The 17,833-nt window shown below is 69.8% G+C and carries 16 protein-coding genes and 8 pseudogenes; 8 read left to right on the top strand and 16 right to left on the bottom strand.

Annotation, left to right across the window (positions count from 1 at the left end; all coding sequences use genetic code 11):
* Positions 1-93: 93 nt before the first annotated feature.
* The 3 genes from FCI23_RS48770 to FCI23_RS57560 are packed head-to-tail and all read right to left on the bottom strand — an operon-like array spanning position 94 to position 1,416.
* Positions 94-561: a hypothetical protein gene (locus FCI23_RS48770; RefSeq protein WP_136730437.1), complete on the bottom strand. Its 468-nt coding sequence runs from the start codon at positions 559-561 to the stop codon at positions 94-96.
* A gap of 53 nt (positions 562-614) precedes the next feature.
* Complete coding sequence (locus FCI23_RS48765) at positions 615-1,253, bottom strand: uridine kinase family protein (protein WP_169317329.1); 639 nt, start codon at positions 1,251-1,253, stop codon at positions 615-617.
* 43 nt (positions 1,254-1,296) lie between these two features.
* Entirely contained in the window at positions 1,297-1,416 is a 120-nt protein-coding gene (locus FCI23_RS57560; protein WP_169317328.1) for a twin-arginine translocation signal domain-containing protein, read from the bottom strand.
* 186 nt (positions 1,417-1,602) lie between these two features.
* Between FCI23_RS57560 and FCI23_RS63430 the strand changes: the two are divergent.
* Positions 1,603-2,238 (top strand): annotated as a pseudogene (locus tag FCI23_RS63430) (nSTAND1 domain-containing NTPase); the annotation flags it as partial.
* A 57-nt stretch (positions 2,239-2,295) separates the two neighbouring features.
* Here FCI23_RS63430 and FCI23_RS48750 read toward each other — a convergent pair.
* The 6 genes and pseudogenes from FCI23_RS48750 to FCI23_RS61500 form a co-directional block, all read right to left on the bottom strand.
* Positions 2,296-2,533 (bottom strand): annotated as a pseudogene (locus FCI23_RS48750) (phosphotransferase); the annotation flags it as partial.
* Positions 2,534-2,734: 201 nt separating this feature from the next.
* A pseudogene (locus FCI23_RS63425) lies at positions 2,735-2,884 on the bottom strand (metallophosphoesterase family protein); the annotation flags it as partial.
* A gap of 258 nt (positions 2,885-3,142) precedes the next feature.
* A complete protein-coding gene (locus tag FCI23_RS48745; protein WP_407646142.1) occupies positions 3,143-4,753 on the bottom strand; it encodes an ATP-binding cassette domain-containing protein in 1,611 nt (536 codons plus the stop codon).
* A gap of 71 nt (positions 4,754-4,824) precedes the next feature.
* On the bottom strand, positions 4,825-6,012 hold the full coding sequence (locus tag FCI23_RS48740) for an acyl-CoA dehydrogenase family protein (RefSeq protein WP_246144773.1): 1,188 nt from the start codon (positions 6,010-6,012) through the stop codon (positions 4,825-4,827).
* 2 nt (positions 6,013-6,014) lie between these two features.
* Positions 6,015-7,223, bottom strand: coding sequence for an LLM class flavin-dependent oxidoreductase (locus tag FCI23_RS48735; protein WP_136730431.1), 1,209 nt, complete (start codon positions 7,221-7,223; stop codon positions 6,015-6,017).
* Between the two features lie 597 nt (positions 7,224-7,820).
* Positions 7,821-8,107: pseudogene (locus FCI23_RS61500) on the bottom strand (Scr1 family TA system antitoxin-like transcriptional regulator); the annotation flags it as partial.
* Positions 8,108-8,210: 103 nt separating this feature from the next.
* Here FCI23_RS61500 and FCI23_RS48720 point away from each other — a divergent pair.
* Complete coding sequence (locus tag FCI23_RS48720) at positions 8,211-8,459, top strand: hypothetical protein (RefSeq protein ID WP_136730429.1); 249 nt, start codon at positions 8,211-8,213, stop codon at positions 8,457-8,459.
* Between the two features lie 173 nt (positions 8,460-8,632).
* Here FCI23_RS48720 and pip read toward each other — a convergent pair whose 3' ends face one another.
* A complete protein-coding gene (gene pip / locus FCI23_RS48715) occupies positions 8,633-9,592 on the bottom strand; it encodes a prolyl aminopeptidase (RefSeq protein WP_136730428.1) in 960 nt (319 codons plus the stop codon).
* Between the two features lie 47 nt (positions 9,593-9,639).
* Between pip and FCI23_RS48710 the strand changes: the two genes are divergently transcribed.
* The 5 genes and pseudogenes from FCI23_RS48710 to FCI23_RS48690 all read left to right on the top strand — a co-directional run bounded on the left by FCI23_RS48710 (position 9,640) and on the right by FCI23_RS48690 (position 12,915).
* Entirely contained in the window at positions 9,640-10,116 is a 477-nt protein-coding gene (locus tag FCI23_RS48710) for a MarR family winged helix-turn-helix transcriptional regulator (RefSeq protein ID WP_136730427.1), read from the top strand.
* A gap of 206 nt (positions 10,117-10,322) precedes the next feature.
* On the top strand, positions 10,323-10,676 hold the full coding sequence (locus FCI23_RS48705; RefSeq protein ID WP_136730426.1) for a hypothetical protein: 354 nt from the start codon (positions 10,323-10,325) through the stop codon (positions 10,674-10,676).
* A gap of 48 nt (positions 10,677-10,724) precedes the next feature.
* Positions 10,725-11,177: pseudogene (locus tag FCI23_RS48700) on the top strand (IS6 family transposase); the annotation flags it as partial.
* Positions 11,178-11,315: 138 nt separating this feature from the next.
* Positions 11,316-11,831 (top strand): annotated as a pseudogene (locus tag FCI23_RS48695) (S8 family serine peptidase); the annotation flags it as partial.
* 613 nt (positions 11,832-12,444) lie between these two features.
* The gene (locus tag FCI23_RS48690; protein WP_136730425.1) at positions 12,445-12,915 is read left to right on the top strand and encodes a hypothetical protein; all 471 of its coding nucleotides are present in this window, start codon (positions 12,445-12,447) and stop codon (positions 12,913-12,915) included.
* A 34-nt stretch (positions 12,916-12,949) separates the two neighbouring features.
* On the opposite strand, the gene FCI23_RS62785 is transcribed toward FCI23_RS48690, so the two are convergent.
* From FCI23_RS62785 to FCI23_RS48665, 5 genes and pseudogenes are all read right to left on the bottom strand, one after another.
* The gene (locus FCI23_RS62785) at positions 12,950-13,072 is read right to left on the bottom strand and encodes a hypothetical protein (protein WP_265737840.1); all 123 of its coding nucleotides are present in this window, start codon (positions 13,070-13,072) and stop codon (positions 12,950-12,952) included.
* A 29-nt stretch (positions 13,073-13,101) separates the two neighbouring features.
* Positions 13,102-13,524, bottom strand: a pseudogene (locus tag FCI23_RS48685) (IS1634 family transposase); the annotation flags it as partial.
* A 284-nt stretch (positions 13,525-13,808) separates the two neighbouring features.
* Positions 13,809-14,219: a (R)-mandelonitrile lyase gene (locus tag FCI23_RS48675; RefSeq protein ID WP_136730424.1), complete on the bottom strand. Its 411-nt coding sequence runs from the start codon at positions 14,217-14,219 to the stop codon at positions 13,809-13,811.
* 49 nt (positions 14,220-14,268) lie between these two features.
* The gene (locus FCI23_RS48670) at positions 14,269-15,111 is read right to left on the bottom strand and encodes an SDR family oxidoreductase (protein ID WP_136730423.1); all 843 of its coding nucleotides are present in this window, start codon (positions 15,109-15,111) and stop codon (positions 14,269-14,271) included.
* A gap of 41 nt (positions 15,112-15,152) precedes the next feature.
* Complete coding sequence (locus tag FCI23_RS48665) at positions 15,153-15,476, bottom strand: carboxymuconolactone decarboxylase family protein (RefSeq protein WP_136730422.1); 324 nt, start codon at positions 15,474-15,476, stop codon at positions 15,153-15,155.
* Positions 15,477-15,698: 222 nt separating this feature from the next.
* Between FCI23_RS48665 and FCI23_RS48660 the strand changes: the two genes are divergently transcribed.
* Entirely contained in the window at positions 15,699-16,595 is an 897-nt protein-coding gene (locus FCI23_RS48660) for a helix-turn-helix transcriptional regulator (RefSeq protein ID WP_136730421.1), read from the top strand.
* A gap of 154 nt (positions 16,596-16,749) precedes the next feature.
* On the opposite strand, the pseudogene FCI23_RS48655 reads toward FCI23_RS48660, so the two are convergent.
* A pseudogene (locus tag FCI23_RS48655) lies at positions 16,750-17,643 on the bottom strand (IS982 family transposase).
* Between the last annotated feature and the right edge of the window lie 190 nt (positions 17,644-17,833).

Raw genomic sequence — 17,833 nt, 5'->3', positions numbered from 1 at the left:
CGAACTACCAGGAGGCCCTGCTTTCATGCGCACACGAGCGGAAGATCATCCGAACCGGCGGCCCGCCCCGCACTCCCGTGCGACTGACACACGTCAAGATCGGTAAGAGGACAGCTTCTCAATCGAGCACCACGTCGTAAGGGCCCGGGCTGTGAGTTGGGCGCACGCAGTCTCGATGCCTTCGCGATGTACCTGGGAGAACCGGGCCGCCAGCGTGGCGGCCGTGGTCGCGGCCGGGACCGGGGCCGACAGCAGCCCCTCGCCGACCACATCCGCGCGCAGGTGGTCGAAGCCGACCAGATGGTCCTCGCCGGTTAGCTCTACCACGGCCATGGCCAGCGCGAACTCCCCGCCGGACAGCCCCCGGTCCCGCTCTTTGATCGGGCCGATGCCCGCGTCCAGGGCCGCGGTGACGCCGAGCACCCGGTCGAGTTCGGCGACCAACAGCAGGCCGCCGTTTTCGGTCAGCGCCGCGTCCGGGGCGCCTACCTGGACGTTCAGGCGGGTCCAGCGCCTGCCGGGGGTTCGGGAGGCGCAACGGCGGCGCGATATCTTCTTCACTCGACGGGTGTCCTTGTGGCGAGAGCGATCAGGCGTAGAGAACCTCGATCATCTCAAACCAGCAGGGGCACCTGTCGTCGTATCACCCGCCTGTCTGTGTCACTACCTGCGGATTCGGGACTGAGACGGGTTGCTGCGAGGTAGTGCTCCTCAGCGGCGCGCCAGCGTCCAATCCAGTTGCCGGGGCCGTGGTCGTGTCCGCGTGTGTGCTGCCGGTGCAGGCACGTGTCGCGAGGTGTCTCGACGCAAACGGTGAGGTCGTAGTAGTTCGCCAGTTCCGGGCGGGCGGTGAACACGCCTTCGACGATGACAGTGCCGGACCGGGGGACGTGGTGGAGCTCGTCCGTAGCCAGCGCGGCTGTCGGCCAGTCGTAGCGCTGGTAGTCCGCTGCCTGGCCTGCGAGGAGCGGAATGAGTACTTGGTCGCGCAGCCGCTGCCAGTCGAAGTACTGGTGATAGCCCTCTTCCGGGCTGAGGAGCAGTCGCTCTTCCGGGGCCATCGGGCGGTAGAAGTCGTCACCACGGACGATGGTGGTCCGCTCTGCCCCGCCCAGGGCTTCGCCGAGTGTTGTTGCGAGCGTCGATTTTCCGGCTCCACCTGGGCCGTCGATCGCGACCAGAGCGAAGCCGTCGTGCGCGTGCTCGGCAATGGCTGAGGCGACTTGTTCCGTCTCGCTCTGCTGTGTCGTCACGAAGGGATTGTGGCGGAGGACCGCCGGGTCTGGCGAAGGCATTTCACGGACACCGGCCGAGCACGCCCGCCGGGGCGGGTGCGGTCACCGCGGCGGTGCCGGCCGCCTCGAGGAATCTGCGCCGGGAGAGTGCGGCCTCGGGGGCGTACGGGGTGTCGTCCAACGCCTCGTCTACTGGTGGCTGGGGGCTTACGCGGGGCCGGCGGCTTACGCGGGCCGGGCTTACGCGCGGGGTCGCCGGGCTCACGGTCCCGGATCGCGGAAGGTCCCGGGGCTTGCGCCGCTGAGGAGTCCCGGTCGGGGCTTCTGATCGTCGCGCCCGCTGCCCGCCCGTGGTGAGCACCACACCGTGCCGCCCGCCGGGCTGATCCATGACCGGGCAGGGCGCGACGCTGCCCCCGTCCGCCGTTGGCTACGTTCGCTACCGCATGTGCACGGCAATGATGCGGACATCGACCGGCTGGAGACGCTCACCGCCCGGCAACCGGTGGTCATCCTGTCCGGTCCCTCCGGCAGCGGCAAGTCCTCCCTCTCCCGTGCCGGGCTGCTGCCGCGGCTGCGCCGGGCTGGGCACCGGATCGCGGACTTCCGCCCGATCGCCGGGCTCGGCCCTGCCGAGACGCTGGCCGGCGCTCTGCTGCCGCTGCTCGGCAAGGAACTGACGGAGTGTGCGACGGCGGAGCGGCTGGCGGACGGTCGGCACGCCGAGATCGCCGCCCGCCTGGCACGCCGTCATCCGCACGGCGTCCTGCTCTTCGCCGACCAGTTCGAGGAGATCGCCACGGCCGACCCGGCTACGGCCAGGGCGCTACTGGAGCTGATCACCGGCCTCGCCGACCGGGTCGCCACGCCGACGCCGGTGCGGGCGCTGCTCACCGTACGGTCGGGATCGCTCGACCGGCTGCTCACCCAGCGGAACCAGGGCTCGCTCCGCGACGGGATCGCGTTCCTGGCGCCCATGGACCGGGAGCAGCTGCGGACAGCGGTCACCGGGCCGCTTGCCGCCGCGCCGGGCGTCGTCCACGAGCCGGGCCTGGTCGATCGGAACCGGGAGCGGAAGACGCGGGGCCAGACAGGCAGCCACCGGCACTCCTTGCGCAGGAGATCCGGGGCACCTTCCGTGCGCGGCATGCGCACGGCCAACTCATCCCCAAGGCGCCACATCTGGTTGCCCCAGCCGCCCGCTACCTCGCGGATGGGCAGCCCCGCGCGTCCGGATGCTGGTCCTTGAGAAGATCGTGCACCAGCTCTGCGGTGATCTCGATCTCGGAGTCGGTCATGCGAAGCCACAGTACGTGAGGCAGGCGGTCGGCGTACGACGTGCCGGACGCGGAGCGCTGCCAGAACCGGTTCGGATGCACGAACGGCAGGACAGCCAGGCGGATTCGCTGCTCACCACCGCAGGCGTCGAAGGTGAGGACGCCCCCGTCGTGTGCCGGGCGGACCCGGTCGACGAAGAACAGGCCCCGGCCCCGGGAGGGGCCGCTCACGAGGTTGAGGAACTCGAAGTACGTGGGGGAGTCGTGGTTGCCGGCCACGACCACGGTGGGGGCGACTGCGGCGAGTTCGGTCAGGGCGCGCATGGCGCGGATCAGGTCCCGGGCGGTGGGTCGGGAGGAGTGGAACAAATCGCCGCTGTGGACATCGCCCCTGCGACAGAGATCGAATCAGCGAGTTGATTATTTACAAGCCCTAACTGCCGGGCCTCGGCCGCGTACAGGAGTCTGCGCTGCCGCTCGTTCAGCCAGGGAACCACCACCTCCAGCTTCAACCGCAGCGTACCGATCAGCTCATCGACACGACCCATACCACATCAACGAGCCCAAGTCCCGGAAGCAACTTGTAGATTCCCGACGGGCCCCGTGCCAGCAGTGCCACTTCGTAAATCATCACTGTCCAGCGGACGCGGCGGGCTCCTGGGCCGGCTCCTGCGCGGGCCCGGCGTGGGATTCCGGGTGCGGCAGCGTGGCCGCGGCCCGGCGCCCCGGGATCGCCTCGATCAGCTCGCGGGTGTAGTCGCTCCGGGGATCGGTGAAGATCCCTCGGGTCGGCCCGCTTTCGAGTACGGCCCCGTCCCGCATGACCGCCACCTCGTGCGCGACCTGCGCCACCACGGCGAGGTCGTGCGAGATGAACAGGTACGCCAGTCCGAGCTCGCCCTGCAACTCCCGCAGCAGGTCGAGGATCTGCGCCTGTATGGAGACGTCGAGCGCCGAGACCGGCTCGTCCAGCAGCAGCAGGTCCGGCTTGAGCGCGAGCGCGCGGGCGATGGCGATCCGCTGCCGCTCCCCGCCGGAGAGTTCGGCCGGGCGGCGGTGCAGCATCGTCTGCGGCAGCGCGACCTGGTCGAGCAGTTCCCGCGCCCGCGCCTGCCGGCTCGCCGAGTTGCCGATCCGGAACGACACCAGCGGTTCCACGATTGTGTCGTACAGGCTGAGCTTGGGGTCGAGCGAGGCGTACGGGTTCTGGTGCACGAGCTGGAACCGCTGCCGCAGCGGCCGTACCTCCCGCCAACTGCGACCCGAGATCCGCTGACCGTCGAAGTGCACCTCCCCGGCGGTGGGGTCCTCCAGGCCGAGCGCCACCCGCAGGGTCGTGGTCTTGCCCGAGCCGGACTCGCCGACCAGCGCCAGCGTCCGGCCGGCCCGTACGGTGAGGGACACGTCGTCGACCGCGCGTAGCGTACGCGGGCCGCCGGGCGTCGGCGGCAGCGGGAAGTCCTTGGTCACGTGGTCCAGCCGCAGGATCTCCCGCGGCTCCTGGGAACCCTCGTCGGCCTCAGGGGCGGCGGAGTCACCGGCCTTTGCCGGGGCGGGAGCCGAGCCGGAGTTCGAGCTGACGGCCGCCTGGGGCGAAGTGCCTGCGGACGAGCCGGCGGAGTCGGATCGCCCGGGGCCCGTCACCGGCCACAGATCCGGTGACAAGCCCACCGCCGCCTCGATCAGCCGGTGCGAGTACGGGTGCCGGGGGGCGACCAGCACCCGGGACGGCACGCCCTCCTCCACGACCTCGCCCTTGCGCATCACCACCACCCGGTCCGCCCGGTCCGCGGCGACGCCCAGGTCGTGGGTGATGATCAGCAGCGAGACCCCGGAGTCCCGTACCAGCCCTTCCAGATGGTCCAGGATGCGCCGCTGGAGTGTCACGTCCAGCGCACTGGTCGGCTCGTCCGCGATCAGCAACTGCGGCTCCCCGGCGAGCGCGATGGCGATCAGCACCCGCTGCCGCATCCCACCGGACAGCGCGTGCGGATACTGCCGGGCGACCCGTACCGCGTTGTCCAGGCCGGCCTTTTCGAGCGCGGCGACCACCTCGGCCGACAACTGCCGTCGGTCGACGCCGCCGCGGCGCCGTACAGCTTCGGCGACCTGCGTGCCGATCCGCAGCGTCGGGTTGAGGGACACCATCGGGTCCTGCGGCACCAGCCCGATCACCCCGCCCCGGATCCGGCGCAGGTCCCGCTCCTTGGCGCCGACCACGGAATCGCCGAGGACCCGGATCTCGCCGCCGGTGATGGGCCGCGATCAGTGCCGTAGCCGGGCCGAGGTCGGTGCCGCGGCCGGTGCTGCGATCAGTGCGGGGCGACGCGGGCCAGGGCCTGGCGGCCGAAGGCGATCAGCGCCGCGTCGTCCTGGGGCGGGTGCACTCGGGAACACTGCACGTCACGCAGGTGCCGCTCCAGCGGGTGGTGCCGGGTCAGCCCGGCGTTGCCGAGACTGGTGACCGCGGTCTGCACGGCGGTCACCGCGGACCGGGTGGCCAGCAGTTTGGCGATCAGCGCCCGCTTCAGCGCGTCCTCGTCGCCGGCGTCGATGCGCGCGGCGAGCCCGTAGACGATCTCCTCGGCCTGGACGAGCTGGGCCTCGATTTCCCCGGCGATGGTCTGGATCCGCTCGGTGGTCGCGATCGGCCGGCCGAGCGTGGTCGGGATCCGCTCGTGGGCGAACCGGAGGAAGAATTCCTGGGCCGCACGTGCGACGCCGAGGTAGAGCGCCGACACCGCGAGGCCTGGGCCGGAGAAGGCGGCCGCTTCCTCCTTGGCCTGCGCGGCCGTCACGCCACGGAAGTGCTCGTACGGCACTTCGACGTCCCGGTAGATCACGTCGTGCGTGCTGCTGGCGCGCAGTCCGAAGTGGTCCCATGTGCGGACGATCTCGATACCGGGGTCGTCGCCGGGCACGATCACATGGCCGAGCAGGGGCTCGTCGTCCTCGGTGGCCGCCCACACCGCGTGGTACGCCAGCCCCTCCGAGCCTGTGCCGTAGCCCTTGTGGCCGTTGAGCAGCCAGCCGTGCGCGGTGCGCTTGACCTTGGTGGCCGGCAGCCCGCCGCGGGCCGGGGCGCCGAGTTCGGGTTCGGCGCGGATCGCGTTGATCAGCACCGGGCGTTCGAGCGAGTCGGCGACGACCTTGCGGTACAGGTACTCCGGCCACCACGCCCTTCTGGCCTGCGATAGGTGTTGGAAGACGGTCATCGCGGTGAGCAGCGCCACCGACGGGTCCCCCTGGCCGAGCGCCTGCAGGACGCGTGCGCTCTCGGTGGTGCTCAGCTCCCGGCCGCCGTAGCGGGGGGCGATGCCCAGGGTGAGGATGCCGGCGTCGTGCACCTTCTGGATCGGCTTCCAGGGGAACTCGGCCGCGCGGTCGATCTCCTCGGCGGTGGCGGCGAGTTGCGTGGTCAGGGCGGCCAGCGCGGCCGGGGAGGTGTCGACGGCGGGGAGCGGATCCGTGCCGAGGGCGTTCACGGTGGTGTCGGTCACGGTCAGGACGCCTTTCGGGCGGTGGGCGCCGGACCGGCCGTGGAGTGCGGGGCGGCAGCGCGCGCGCGTGCGTCGACCGAGGCGCCGTCCAGCGGCGGTTGGGCCACGACCGTGCCGCGTTCGCCGGTGGCCGCGCGGTGCGCCAGCTCCTGGCGGACCAGCGGGAGTATGTAACGGCCATAGTCAATCGCGTCGTTGAGGTTGTCGTAGCCGCGGATCGAGACCAGCTCCGCGCCGAGGTCCACGTAGTCGAGGATCGCCGCGGCGACCGTCTCGTAGCTGCCGACCAGGGCGCTGGACGCGCCCGCCGCGTTGGTGACCTTCGACGGCACCGTCCACAGCGCCCGGTCGTGCACGTCCCCGCGCTGGGCGATCTCCAGGGCGCGCTGCGAGCCGACGTTCTGCGGGTCGGCCGGGGCCAACCGGCTTGGGATGAACCGGCCCGCGCGGTGGGTCTGCTCGACGATGCCGATGGTCCGGTGTGCCTTCTCCCAAGCCAGCTCGTCGGTCGGGGCGACGATCGGCCGGAAGGTCACCCAGGTGCGGGGGGTGTCCGTACGGCCGGCCAGCCGGGCCTGCTCGGCGACTTTGTCGATCTGCTCACGGGTCTCGGCCAGCGGCTCGCCCCACAGGCCGAAGATGTCGCCGAGGGCGCCACCGACCCGGTACGCGGCCGCGGAGGAGCCGCCGACCGAGACCGGGATCGTCCCATTCACCGGGCGGAAGCCCGCGACGAAGTTCTCGAACTTGTAATACGTGCCGTCGTGGTCCCAGGGCTCGGTCTCGGTCCAGGCGCGGCGCAGCAGCTTGACGTACTCTTCGGAGCGGTCGTAGCGCTCGTCCTTGGTGGTGTAGTCGCCGTGCCGGGCCTGCTCCTGGTCGCTGCCGCCGGAGATGATGTGCACGGTGGCGCGGCCGCCGCTGAGCCGGTCGAGGGTCGCCAGGCTCTGCGCGGCGACGGTCGGGTAGAGGGTGTTGGGGCGCAGCGCCACGATCGGCTTGATGCGCTCGGTGTGGGCGGCGATGGTCGCCGAGACGGTGAAGGGGTCGTAGCCCGCGGAGTTATAGGCGACCAGGGTGTAGTCGAAGCCGCCGTCCTCCAGGTAGCGAGCGTACTTCCTGACGTAGTCCGCATCGGGGGTCCCGCCGGGTTTGGGGAAGAGCTCGCTGGATTCCCAGACGTTGATCAGGCTGATGAACTCGACGGTCATGAGGGGGCTCCTCGCGGTCGTGTCGCGGGTCATGGGTGTTCGTCGGGCCGCGCGCAGCCGTCCGGGGAGGCTGGATGCGGCGCGAGGGCGCCGGGTGTGCCGGAAGAATGCCTGGCTACGCCGACTCAGACAGCAGGAGGGGATAGGGCCGGGCGTTCAGGCGCCGCGGCTGCTCCCGGGGAGGTGTGTCAGTGGCTGCGACAGACAGAGGAACCGGTGCGGCAGAAGTCGACGACGCGACACTGGGTCAGTCCGTCGCCGACCCGAGGCATGACCTGGCAGGTGGCCGGGTGGATGAGCGCACGCCGGAGCCCGCAGCGAACTGCGGGTGCGTCAGCGGGATGCGTCATCTGTGCCACATGCAGAAAGGTAAGAGAACCGGTCACCGCTTGTCCAACGCCGGTTTCAAATCAAATCCGATCAGAAATCCTTATCGATCAGCTAGGATGCCCGCATGGCCGGCAGGTGCAGTCTTCGACGAGCGCCGTCACCAGGTCTTCGACGTCCCGCCTCCGCCGCCGCGTCCGAGGGTGACCGAGTACCGGGTCGTGTCGCGGACCTGTACCTGCTGCGGCACCACCACGGTGGGCTGTTGGGTCAGTGCAGTGCGTCAATCGCTTGCACGATCAATGCTCTGGCGTCGGCGCCGTAAGCAGCCATGCTGCGCGGTTGTTCGAAGGACTTGAGGTACAGGGCGATCCCGAGGGCTGTGTGACATTCACCTGAGCCGACAGCAGCTCGATCGACACGAGTGCGTCGTCGTAGATGTGGAACGTCTCCCGAGGCCAGATCGTCCACTGGCGTGTCGCCATCGGGATGACGCCGAGCGAGACCGCCGGCAATGCGCCTGCGGTCAGCAGGTAGCCGAGCTGGGCCCGTCGTGCACGTGGTCGTGCACCACAACGACTCCCGGCTCTGGCAACTCGGCTTCCCCCACGACGACCAGGCGGACCAGGACCCGGCGGCACTGCGCGACGAGTCCGACAGTTGGTCCGCGTCGCCGCCGACCACGACGATCCCGACCCGGGTCCGCGGCCCGGGCATGTCTACCGGGAGCTGGTGGGCGGCCCGCTGGACGGGCTGCTCCTGGACGTCACCGGCTGGACCGAGGCCGCCCGCGCCGCCGGCGCCGCGCTGCTCACCGAGATCGGACGGTACGGACCCGGCGGCCGCGCCCAGTACGGCCCGCGTCCTACCGACCTGCTCCTCTGGGACTGGCAGGGCGATACCCGCTGATCTCGACAGACCCCCCCACCACAGCTGTTCGCTGCTACGCCCAGTTCAGCCCGAGTTGGGCCCAGGCCGCCGTCATCCGTCACCTGGATCGCCGGGCCGCCGACCTCTGCCCCGGACGCGCCTATGAGCCCTGGGCCGAGTTGATGACTCAGGCCACGGGCCGCCATCGCTTCCTAGACTGGTCGGAACCGGTCCGTAGCCGCCAGCACGGCCTTCGTTGTGGCGTCTCCCGACAGCCCGTGCCCCTCCTCGCCGATCAGCACGAGCTCCGCGTCCGGCCACACCTGAGCCAGCCGCCACGCGACGTCCGGGGGCCCGCTGATGTCCATCCGCCCGTGGACCATCACGCCGGGGATCCCGGTGAGCTTTCCGGCGTCGCGCAGCAGCGCCCCGTCCTGCAGGAAGCCGGCGTGCCGCCAGTAGTGCGTGACGAGGCGGGCGAAGCGCAGCCGGAAGTGCGGGTCCTCGTAACGGGGATCGGGCTTGTACCCCCGGTGGGTGGACACGTGCACGTCCTCCCACCGGCACCACTCCCGCGCCGCCCGCTCCTGTACGGCCGGATCGGGGTCGGCGAGCATCAGGGCGTACGCCTCCACCAGGCTGCCGTCGCGATCCCGCTCCGGTACGGCGTCGCGGAACCGGGCCCATTCCTCGGGGAAGATCCGCCCCATGTCCCGGGTGACCCACTCCACCTCGCGGCGGGTGGTGTTGGTGACGCTGAAGAGCACCAGCTCGGATACGCGTCCGGGGTGCTGCTCGGCGTATGCCAGCGCGAGGGTCACGCCCCAGGAGCCGCCGATGACCAGCCATTCCTCGATGCCGAGGTGCTGCCGAAGCAGCTCGATGTCGGCGATCAGATGCGGGGTGGTGTTGGCGGCGAGCGAGGTCTGCGGATCGGCGGCGTCGGGCACGCTCCGCCCGCACCCGCGCTGGTCGAAGAGCACGATGCGGTACGCCGCGGGGTCGAACAGCCGGCGCCAGAACGGCCCCGCGCCGGACCCTGGCCCGCCGTGCAGGACGAGGACGGGCTTGCCCGCGGGATTCCCGCAGGTCTCCCAGTACACGCGGTTGCCGTCGCCGACATCGAGCATGCCGTGCTCGTACGGCTCGATGGGGGGATAGAGCTCGGCCATGTGAGACGTACCCTCCTGAGATATGACAGCGCTGTTAGATTAACACCATGAGGAATCACCCCGACCCGGTCGCCGTAGGCACCCTGCTCCGCCACGTCCTCGAGCTGCTCGACGGCGACGTGGCCAAGGTCTACGAGGAGCAGGGCCTCGCCGAGTACCGGCCCCGCTTCTCCCCGGTCGTACGGGCTCTCCTGGCCGAAGGCCCGCTCCCGGTCCGCGACCTGGCCGCGGCGGTGGGTGTCACGCCCTCAGCCGCAAGCCAGACGGCGGCTCAGATGGCCCGCGCAGGCCTGGTCACCCATACTCCCGACCCGCGAGACGCCCGCCGCCGGCTGATCGAGCTCACGCCGAAAGCCCATGCCCTGCTGCCGCAGATCGAGGCAGAGTGGGACGCGACGGTGGCGGCGTTGGCGGAGCTGGACGCGGAGCTCTCGATGCCGCTAGCGGAGCTGCTGACGGAGGTGGCGGAGGCGGTACGCCGCCGCCCTTTCCGGGAGCGGATCGCGGCGGCGTCCCGGCTCTAGGGGCCTGCAGGAGCGGTCCCTCTTCCGAGCTATCGCACTGCAGCAGCCCTGGAACTGGACGCATTTGACCGCATCATCCGACTCGCTCCAACGCAAGATCGCCGATGGATCGAACGCTAATGATGCCCTCGCGGTCCTCGCCGAGCACGGCCGCACGAAACGGATCCGCAACACCGCCAGGACCAACTTCCAGCACGAGGCAGCCGATGACGGAGCTGGCCGCCTCGCTGGGCTGCGTGTACGAGGAGTGCTGCGACGACGACTCCTCCGAAAACGGCGTCCCGTATTACGCCTGGTGGGTCCGGGTACCCCAGGCCGAGCACGTCAGACGCGGCGAGAACGACATCCCGGTAGTCGTCGACCGGCTGCGTCAGTACCTCGACACGCAGCTGCCCGACCTCCTGGAATGGGAGATCGTTCCTGACGGGGAGTTCACCGTCGACCGGGCCGCCGGCAGCGCTTTGCGCGAGGCCTACGACGATCTGATCGCCCCGTTCGAGCGAGCCCTGATGCCGCTGCGCGTTGACGGGGCCGACGAACGGTGCTGTCACGTTGGCTGACGGCGTGGGATGATCTTCTGGTTGATCACGCCGGAGGGGGAGTCGTCCGTGGGGAGCGCGTCGCCGTCGTACAAGGGGCACCGGTACCCGGTCGAGGTGATCTCCCACTGTGTGTGGCTGTACTTCCGGTTCCCGCTCAGCTTCCGCGAGGTGGAGGAGCTGATGCTGGAGCGCGGTGTGACCGTCTCGTACGAGACTGTCCGCCGCTGGTGTGGGAAGTTCGGGCAGAGCTACGCCAACGCACTGCGCCGGCCCCGGCCAGGGGACAAGTGGCACCTGGACGAGGTCTTCATCAAGATCAACGGAGAGCTGAAGTGCCTGTGGCGGGCCGTCGACCAGGACGGCAACGTCCTGGACATCCTCGTACAGGGCCGCCGGGACACCGCCGCGGCCAGGCGTTTCTTCCGCCGCCTGCTGAAGAACACGGGTGCGGTGCCGCGGGTGGTCGTCACCGACAAGCTCCGTTCCTACGGCTCGGCGCTCCCGCCGAGGCCGCACCGGCCGAAGGCACCGTGCTGAACGCGAACGCCGCTGACGCCGTAGCCGGCAGCTACATCGTCACCTTAAAGAGCAACGTCGGCTTCAAGGCGACCGCCTCACAGGGGAAGAGCCTGATCTCCGAGTACGGCGGCAAGGTCATCGGGCGTCATCGCGGGCGTGGACTGGATCACCGCCCACCACGTCGCCAACTCCGTCGCCAACGTCTCCCTCGGCGGCGGCGCCAGCACCTCGCTGGACACCGCGGTGAACAACTCGATCGCCTCCGGCGTGACCTACTCCATAGCCGCGGGCAACTCGAACGCCCCGGCATCCAACTACTCCCCGGCCCGGGTGGCGAACGCGATCACCGTCGGCGCCACCACCAACACCGACGCGCGGGCCAGCTACTCCAACTACGGCTCAACCGTGGACATCTTCGCCCCCGGCTCCAACATCACGGCGGCCTGGAACACCTCCGACACCGCCACGTACACCGGTAGCGGTACCTCCTTCGCCGCCCCGCACGTCTCGGGCACGGCGGCGCTCTACCTGACGGCCCACCCGGGCGCCTCCCCGGCGACCGTGGCCGCCGCACTGGTGAACGGGGCGACCAACAATGTCCTCACCGGCGTCGGCACGGGCTCGCCGAACAAGCTGCTGAAGCTTGTTCCGTAGTTCGAACGGATGCGCCGCACACCAGCACGGCGCACCCCACCAGGCAGGCCCCGCCGCTCACAAACTGAGCGCGGGGCCTGCCTCCATCGTACGTACCGACCCTGCCGGCGGGCCGTCAACTCACTGTGAACCACGGCACACCACGCGGGGGAATAGGGCGGTGACGTCTACTGGGGGACCGCGCGGCCGTCAGGGTCGGCACAGGCGCGCTCTTGACAAGGCCGCCCACCTGCCACGTACGTTCGTCCCACACCATCCAGAGCGGCCGACAGACCTGGCTCGTCGAAGCCGCAGCAACTACACGTCGCGATCCGCGTCGCTGCCGGGTGCTAACGCAAGGACCGACGGGAGTCACCGTGAGGGCATCGCACGTCAGGCCGGTCCGAACTGCGGTTCTGCTGCCGGTCTGGACGAAGCGCCGGCACGTGGACCTGTGCCGGATCCACGCCGCGCTCTGTCGCTGACAGATCGTTCCGGCTTTCTCCTGGCAGGCCCGCTCGCACCTGTGGTACCTGGCCGGGCCTGATCTGGCATGTCAGGGGGTTTGGGTTTACTCGCCCCCAAAAAATCCTCCGCTCCGAGATGTCGCCGACGTTGGTGAGAACGGACGAGTTTGCTCGATCACCACACCCACCGGCAGGCCGCGACGATCCTCAACGAACGCGGACTGACCAGCGGCAAGGGCCAGCCCTTCACCGAACTGCTCGTCGGCGACATCCGCGACAGCTACGGCCTCGTCCACCGCTACGACCGCCTGCGCGGCCGAGGGCTGCTGACGTTCGCCGAGTACGCCGACGCGATCGGCGTCAGCGAGAACACCGTGAAGATCTGGCGGCGGACCGGGCTCATCGAGGGTATCGCCTACAACGACAAGAACTGCTACCTCTTCCACCCGCCCGCCCCGACCACCCGGCTCCCGAGGTCGCCCGGGGCATCAAGATCAGCGACCGCATCGCGGCCCGCGAGGCAGCTCTATCCGCACAATCGCAAAGGAGCGCAGTGTGATGACAACGGTTTGTCGAAGCACGACCCCACCCGCCCCATCGACTGCACCACGCCCAGCCGGTCACACAGGTCGCTGTAGGCCGCGGAGGTGTACCCGCGGTCGCTGTGGAAGATCACTCCGTCCACGCTGCCGCCCCTCGTCGCGCCGCCATCCGCAGCGACGCGCTGACCAGGGCCGCGTCGTGGCGATCGCCCATCGCGTAGCCGGGCAGGCGGCGCGAGAACAGGTCGATCACCGTTGCCAGGTACAGCTTGCCCTCACCCTCCACTCGGTGGCGGCGAGCTTGCTGGAGGCGGCCAGGGCCCGGTTGGCGACCAGCGCGAACAGCACCCGCTCCACCCGCGGATCCAGGCGGCGGCCCTCCAGTTGGCGGCGGATGACCTGGTCCAGGCCCAGGCGATGCCACAGGCCGTCCAGCGCATGGGTGCCGCCCAGCGGGCGGGAGTCGGTCAGGGACAGGTCGCCGGGCATGGTGGCGGCCAGGGCCTCGGTGGGGTCGAGGAGCCGGGACAGGGCGGCGACCAGGCGGCGGATGGCTTCGCGGTCGAGTTCGTCCTCGCGGCCGAAGGAGTGCAGCACCTTGGTACGCGAACGCCCCGCGACCGGGTCCCACTCGTTGTGGGCCAGTTGCAGGTACCCCACCGTCTGCCCGCTCTTGTTACGGCGGGACGAAGCCTTCACGTACACGCCACTAGACGATAAGCCTGTTTTCGCAGTTCAAGAACCTGGGAGTGCAAGGATCGTGCCCCTAGGCGTTTTCGACCTGTGCCGCTAGCGAGACGGCGTGGGCGCGGAGGAGAACCTGGCCGGGCCTGGTTCCGGTACGGGGACCTGGCGGGCTTGCCACTGCGGGGTGGTGCCGCCGAAGAGTGCGGTCATCGTGGTGGACATGCGTCTTCCTCCGGATACGGGGCTGCCCGCCCTCTCCCCACGCACGGCGGCGTGGGAGAGAGGGCGGGCGGGGCGGCTGATCAGATGTTGGCGAGGGCGGCGTTGTACTGCTCGTCGGTGACGGGCTCCAGCCAGGTGGTGCCGTCACCACCGCTGCCGTCACCGACCACGAGGGCGATGTGCGCCATGAGGTTGGTGTCGGTGGCGCCGTGCCAGTGCTCCTCGCCGACCGGGCACTTGAGGGTCTCGCCCGCGCTGATGCGCGCGACACTGCCGTCGCGGGTGCCGACGAGACCGACGCCGTCGGTGACGTAGAGGACCTGGCCGAGCGCGTGGGAGTGCCAGTTGGTGCGGGCGCCGGGGGTGAAGCGCACCAGGCCGGCCGCGAGGCGGGCGGGCTCGGTCGGGGCCTGGATCATGTTGAGGTAGACGTCGCCGGTGAAGCGCTCGGCGGGTGCCTTCATGGTCGGGGTGGAGGTGACGTGTTCCATGGCTCTATTCCTTAATCGTGTGGAGTGGGGTGCTGGGACAACCGGGCAGTCAGGCGGCGTCGTCGTGGGAGAGGTTGGCGCCCAGCTCACGAGAGGCTTCGGCCTGCGCGAGCAGCTCCCTGGCCTTGGCCGCGACCGCCTCGATGGCGTCGGCTCCGGCGACGAAGCGGGCCGGGGGCTGCTTCTGGCCGGCCAGGGCCAGCAGGGTGGCGGCGAGCTTGGCCGGGTCGCCGGCCTGCTGCCCGTTCATGGACTGCCACTGCTTCTTCGTGGCGGCGGTGCGCTCGGCGTAGTCGTCGACCGACAGCTCGGCCCACGTGGTGGAGGCATCCACCAGCAGCTCGGTGCGGAAGAAGCCCGGCTCGACGATGGTCGTACGGATGCCGAACGGCTCGACGTCGTAGCGCAGGGACTCCATGAAGCCCTCGACGCCGAACTTCGCGGCGGCATAGGCGACGCAGAACTCCAGGCCGACGGCGCCGGCGAGGGAGGAGATGGTGATGACGTGGCCGGCGCGCTGGGCCCGCATGACGGGCAGCACGGCGCGGGTGACGTTCATCGGCCCGAACAGGTTCGTCTCGATCTGCGCGCGCATCTGCGCGTCGGAGATCTCCTCGAAGTAGCCGGCGTAGAAGTTGGCGGCGTTGTTGACCAGGACGTCGATGCGCCCGAAGCGCTCGACGGCCGCCTGGACGGCGCTCTGGGCAGTGGCCGGGTCGGTGATGTCCAGGGCGGTGGCCAGCAGGTTGTCCTGCTCGCCGCCGAGGGCTTCAAGGACGTGCTCGGGGCGGCGGGGGGTGGCCACCACTTGGTGGCCGGCTTCGAGTGCCTGACGGGCGAGGTCCGCGCCGAGACCGCGTCCTGCACCGGTGATCAGGAAGACCTTGCTCACGAGGGGATGCTCCGTTCGGGTGACGAGGGGGAGGGTGGGGGTCAGCCGGCGTTGCGGTCGTCGGCGATCTTCTTGAGCTGGGTGATCGCGGTCATGGCGTTGGGCCATCCCGCGTAGAAGGCCAGGTGGGTGATGGCCTCGGACAGCTCCTCCACGCTCAGGCCGTTGTCCAGGGCGACGCCCAGGTGGTAGCCGAGCTGCTCGGAGCGGTAGAGGGCGGCCAGCACGCTCACGGTGACCAGGCTGCGGTCGCGCGGGGACAGCCCCGGGCGTTCCCAGACGTCGGCGAACAGGACGTTGTTCGTGACCTCGACGAGCTTCGGCGCGATCTCGGCGAGCTCCTGGGGCGCTGACTGCTTCGGCACGGGGCTTCCTCCTAGAACAAAGCGTGATGAAACGGCACGGGTCAGTCTCGGGTAGACGTGGCGCCGCGGGCGGCTTCTACGCCGAGAACCGGGTCGGTTCCGCGGGCCGCAGTTGCTGCCGTTATCGAGGAAACCGCAGATCACAGGACTGGGGGAGGGCCTGGGTTTACAGGTACTGACAGGACCCCCCACCCGTGCGCCGTCCGGCTTAGCCTGGAATGCGTGAGTACCGAGAGCGACATCCGCGAATTCCTGGCCTCCCGCCGCGCGAAGATCACCCCGCAGCAGGCCGGACTGCCCGCGTACGGCGGCAACCGGCGCGTGCCGGGCCTGCGCCGCGAAGAAGTCGCCCTGCTCGCCGGCGTCAGCATCGACTACTACGTCCGCCTCGAGCGCGGCCACATCGCCGGCGCCTCGGAAGAAGTCCTCGACGCCGTCGCGAACGCCCTCCAGCTCGACGACGCCGAACGCGCCCACCTCTACGACCTGGCCCGCGCCGCCGCCAAGCGTCCCGCCCGCCGCACCAAGCGGGCCCGCGGACCGATCCCCGACAGCGTTCTGCGCATCTTGGAGTCCATGACCGACTCACCGGCCTTCATCCGCAACGGCCGACTCGACATCCTCGCCACCAACCCACTCGGCCGCGCCCTGTACTCACCCCTGTACGCCGACGACGCCCCGCGCCCGGTCAACATCGCCCGCTACCAGTTCCTGCACTCCGCAGGCCGCGACTTCTTCCCCGACTGGGAAGAGTCCCTGAACACCACCGTCTCCCTGCTGCGCACCGAAGCCGGACGAGCCCCCCACGACAGTGATCTGACCGGACTGGTCGGCGAACTCGTCACCCGCAGCGAGGACTTCCGTACCGCCTGGGCCAAGCACAACGTGCGTCTGCACCACACCGGCCGCAAGTCGTTCCGTCACCCGGACATCGGCGAGATCACCCTCGACTTCGATGCCATGGACCTGCCCGCCCAGCCCGGCCTCACCCTCACCGCGTACACAGCCGCGCCCGGCACCCCCGACCACGACGCCCTCCAGCTCCTTGCCAGCTGGGCCGCCACCGAGAGCACCTCCCCCACCAACAGTCCCGGCCCCGCCAACCGACGAACCCGGTGAACACCTTCCTGCGACCACTGGGTGTCGGTGATTTTGCGCGGGAGGGAGCGTTCTGACTGGCTCCCGCGGCCGTCGAAGTCGTCGGATACCTCGTCGGCGCTGCCCCCAGCGCAAGCTGGCCACATTACGCAGCGCATCCGCTGATCGTGTGTGCTCAGTGGTCATAGGCGATCAACGAGCGGGTGACTGGTGCGCCGAGCTTGTTGTTGTGCCAGATCCCGGCGGCCATCGCCAGGATCCGCTGGGCGACGCGGATCGCGACGCCCTCGAAGGTCCGCCCGCCGTGTTGTTCCAGGTCAAGTTGCCCCTTGAGGGTGTCGTTGACCGACTCGATCAGCTGGCGGACCTTCTTGAGCATCGGCTCGCCGTACCGCTCCTTCTCGCGCTTGCGGGAAGGCCGCAGCAGCTCGATGCCCTGATCGAGGAGCTCCCGCTCCAACGGTTTGGACGCGAAGCCCTTGTCCGAGATGAGCAGGATGCCCGCGCGGGCGGCGACCAGGTCGGCGTCGACCTCCAACATCGCGGACAGTACCTCGCGCTCGCCGATCTTCGCGGACGCCAGCTCCCACATGATCGGCATCCCGGTGGGCGTTCAGACCAGATAGAGGCGAAGCCCCCAGAAGAACCGGGAATGTGACGCGCAGTAGCCGTACTGTGCCCAGCCGGCCATGTTCGATCGCTGCACGGTCGGGCGCGACATCCCGCACGGGACCGGCGTCGAGTCGACGATCCAGTGGTTGTCGAACCAGAAGTCGCTGTCCATGGCCAGCTCCCTGATCATGCGCTTGACCAGGGGAAGAGCGCCGCGCAGACGCTTGTTGTAGCCAGGCCGCAGCGGCAGGTACGGGAACATGCCGGACAGATGCTTGTTCGCGTAGCGCAGCCACCGGGCCTCGGAGTGGTACCCGAGCAGCGCCTGCGCGACTGCCAGGCAGACGAGCTCGCTGTCGCTCAGTAGCGGTGGCGTACCCATCCATCGGGTTCCTCCGATCTCGTCGTCCACCTTCACGTAGAGTGCGGTCAAGAGGGCTTCCATGTCTGTCGTCACACACGGACTTTGGGGGCCCTCGCCCTGTTTCCGCAGCCAGACATCGGAACTACTCGTCTAGCCGCAATGCCGCTGTTTTAAGCGGTGACCTTGGGTTTTCGCTTGGCCGGGGCGCTCTTGGACGCGGGGGTGATGGTGACCGCCTCGGCCGGCGGGGCGGCGGGCTGGGGCCAGGTGCGGTGGTGGGCGC

It is taken from the genome of Actinacidiphila oryziradicis, from assembly GCF_005047355.1.
Lineage (GTDB): Bacteria > Actinomycetota > Actinomycetes > Streptomycetales > Streptomycetaceae > Actinacidiphila > Actinacidiphila oryziradicis.
Note: the sequence above shows the minus strand (reverse complement) of the source record. Positions and strands in the feature narration are given on the sequence as shown.

Excerpts from the sequence above, each read along its gene's own strand:
- FCI23_RS48735 (WP_136730431.1), bottom strand. The coding sequence starts at position 7,223 with ATGACCGTCGAGTTCATCAGCCTGATCAACGTCTGGGAATCCAGCGAG.
- pip (WP_136730428.1), bottom strand. The coding sequence starts at position 9,592 with ATGGCCGAGCTCTATCCCCCCATCGAGCCGTACGAGCACGGCATGCTC.
- FCI23_RS48710 (WP_136730427.1), top strand. The coding sequence starts at position 9,640 with ATGAGGAATCACCCCGACCCGGTCGCCGTAGGCACCCTGCTCCGCCAC.
- FCI23_RS48705 (WP_136730426.1), top strand. The coding sequence starts at position 10,323 with ATGACGGAGCTGGCCGCCTCGCTGGGCTGCGTGTACGAGGAGTGCTGC.
- FCI23_RS48675 (WP_136730424.1), bottom strand. The coding sequence starts at position 14,219 with ATGGAACACGTCACCTCCACCCCGACCATGAAGGCACCCGCCGAGCGC.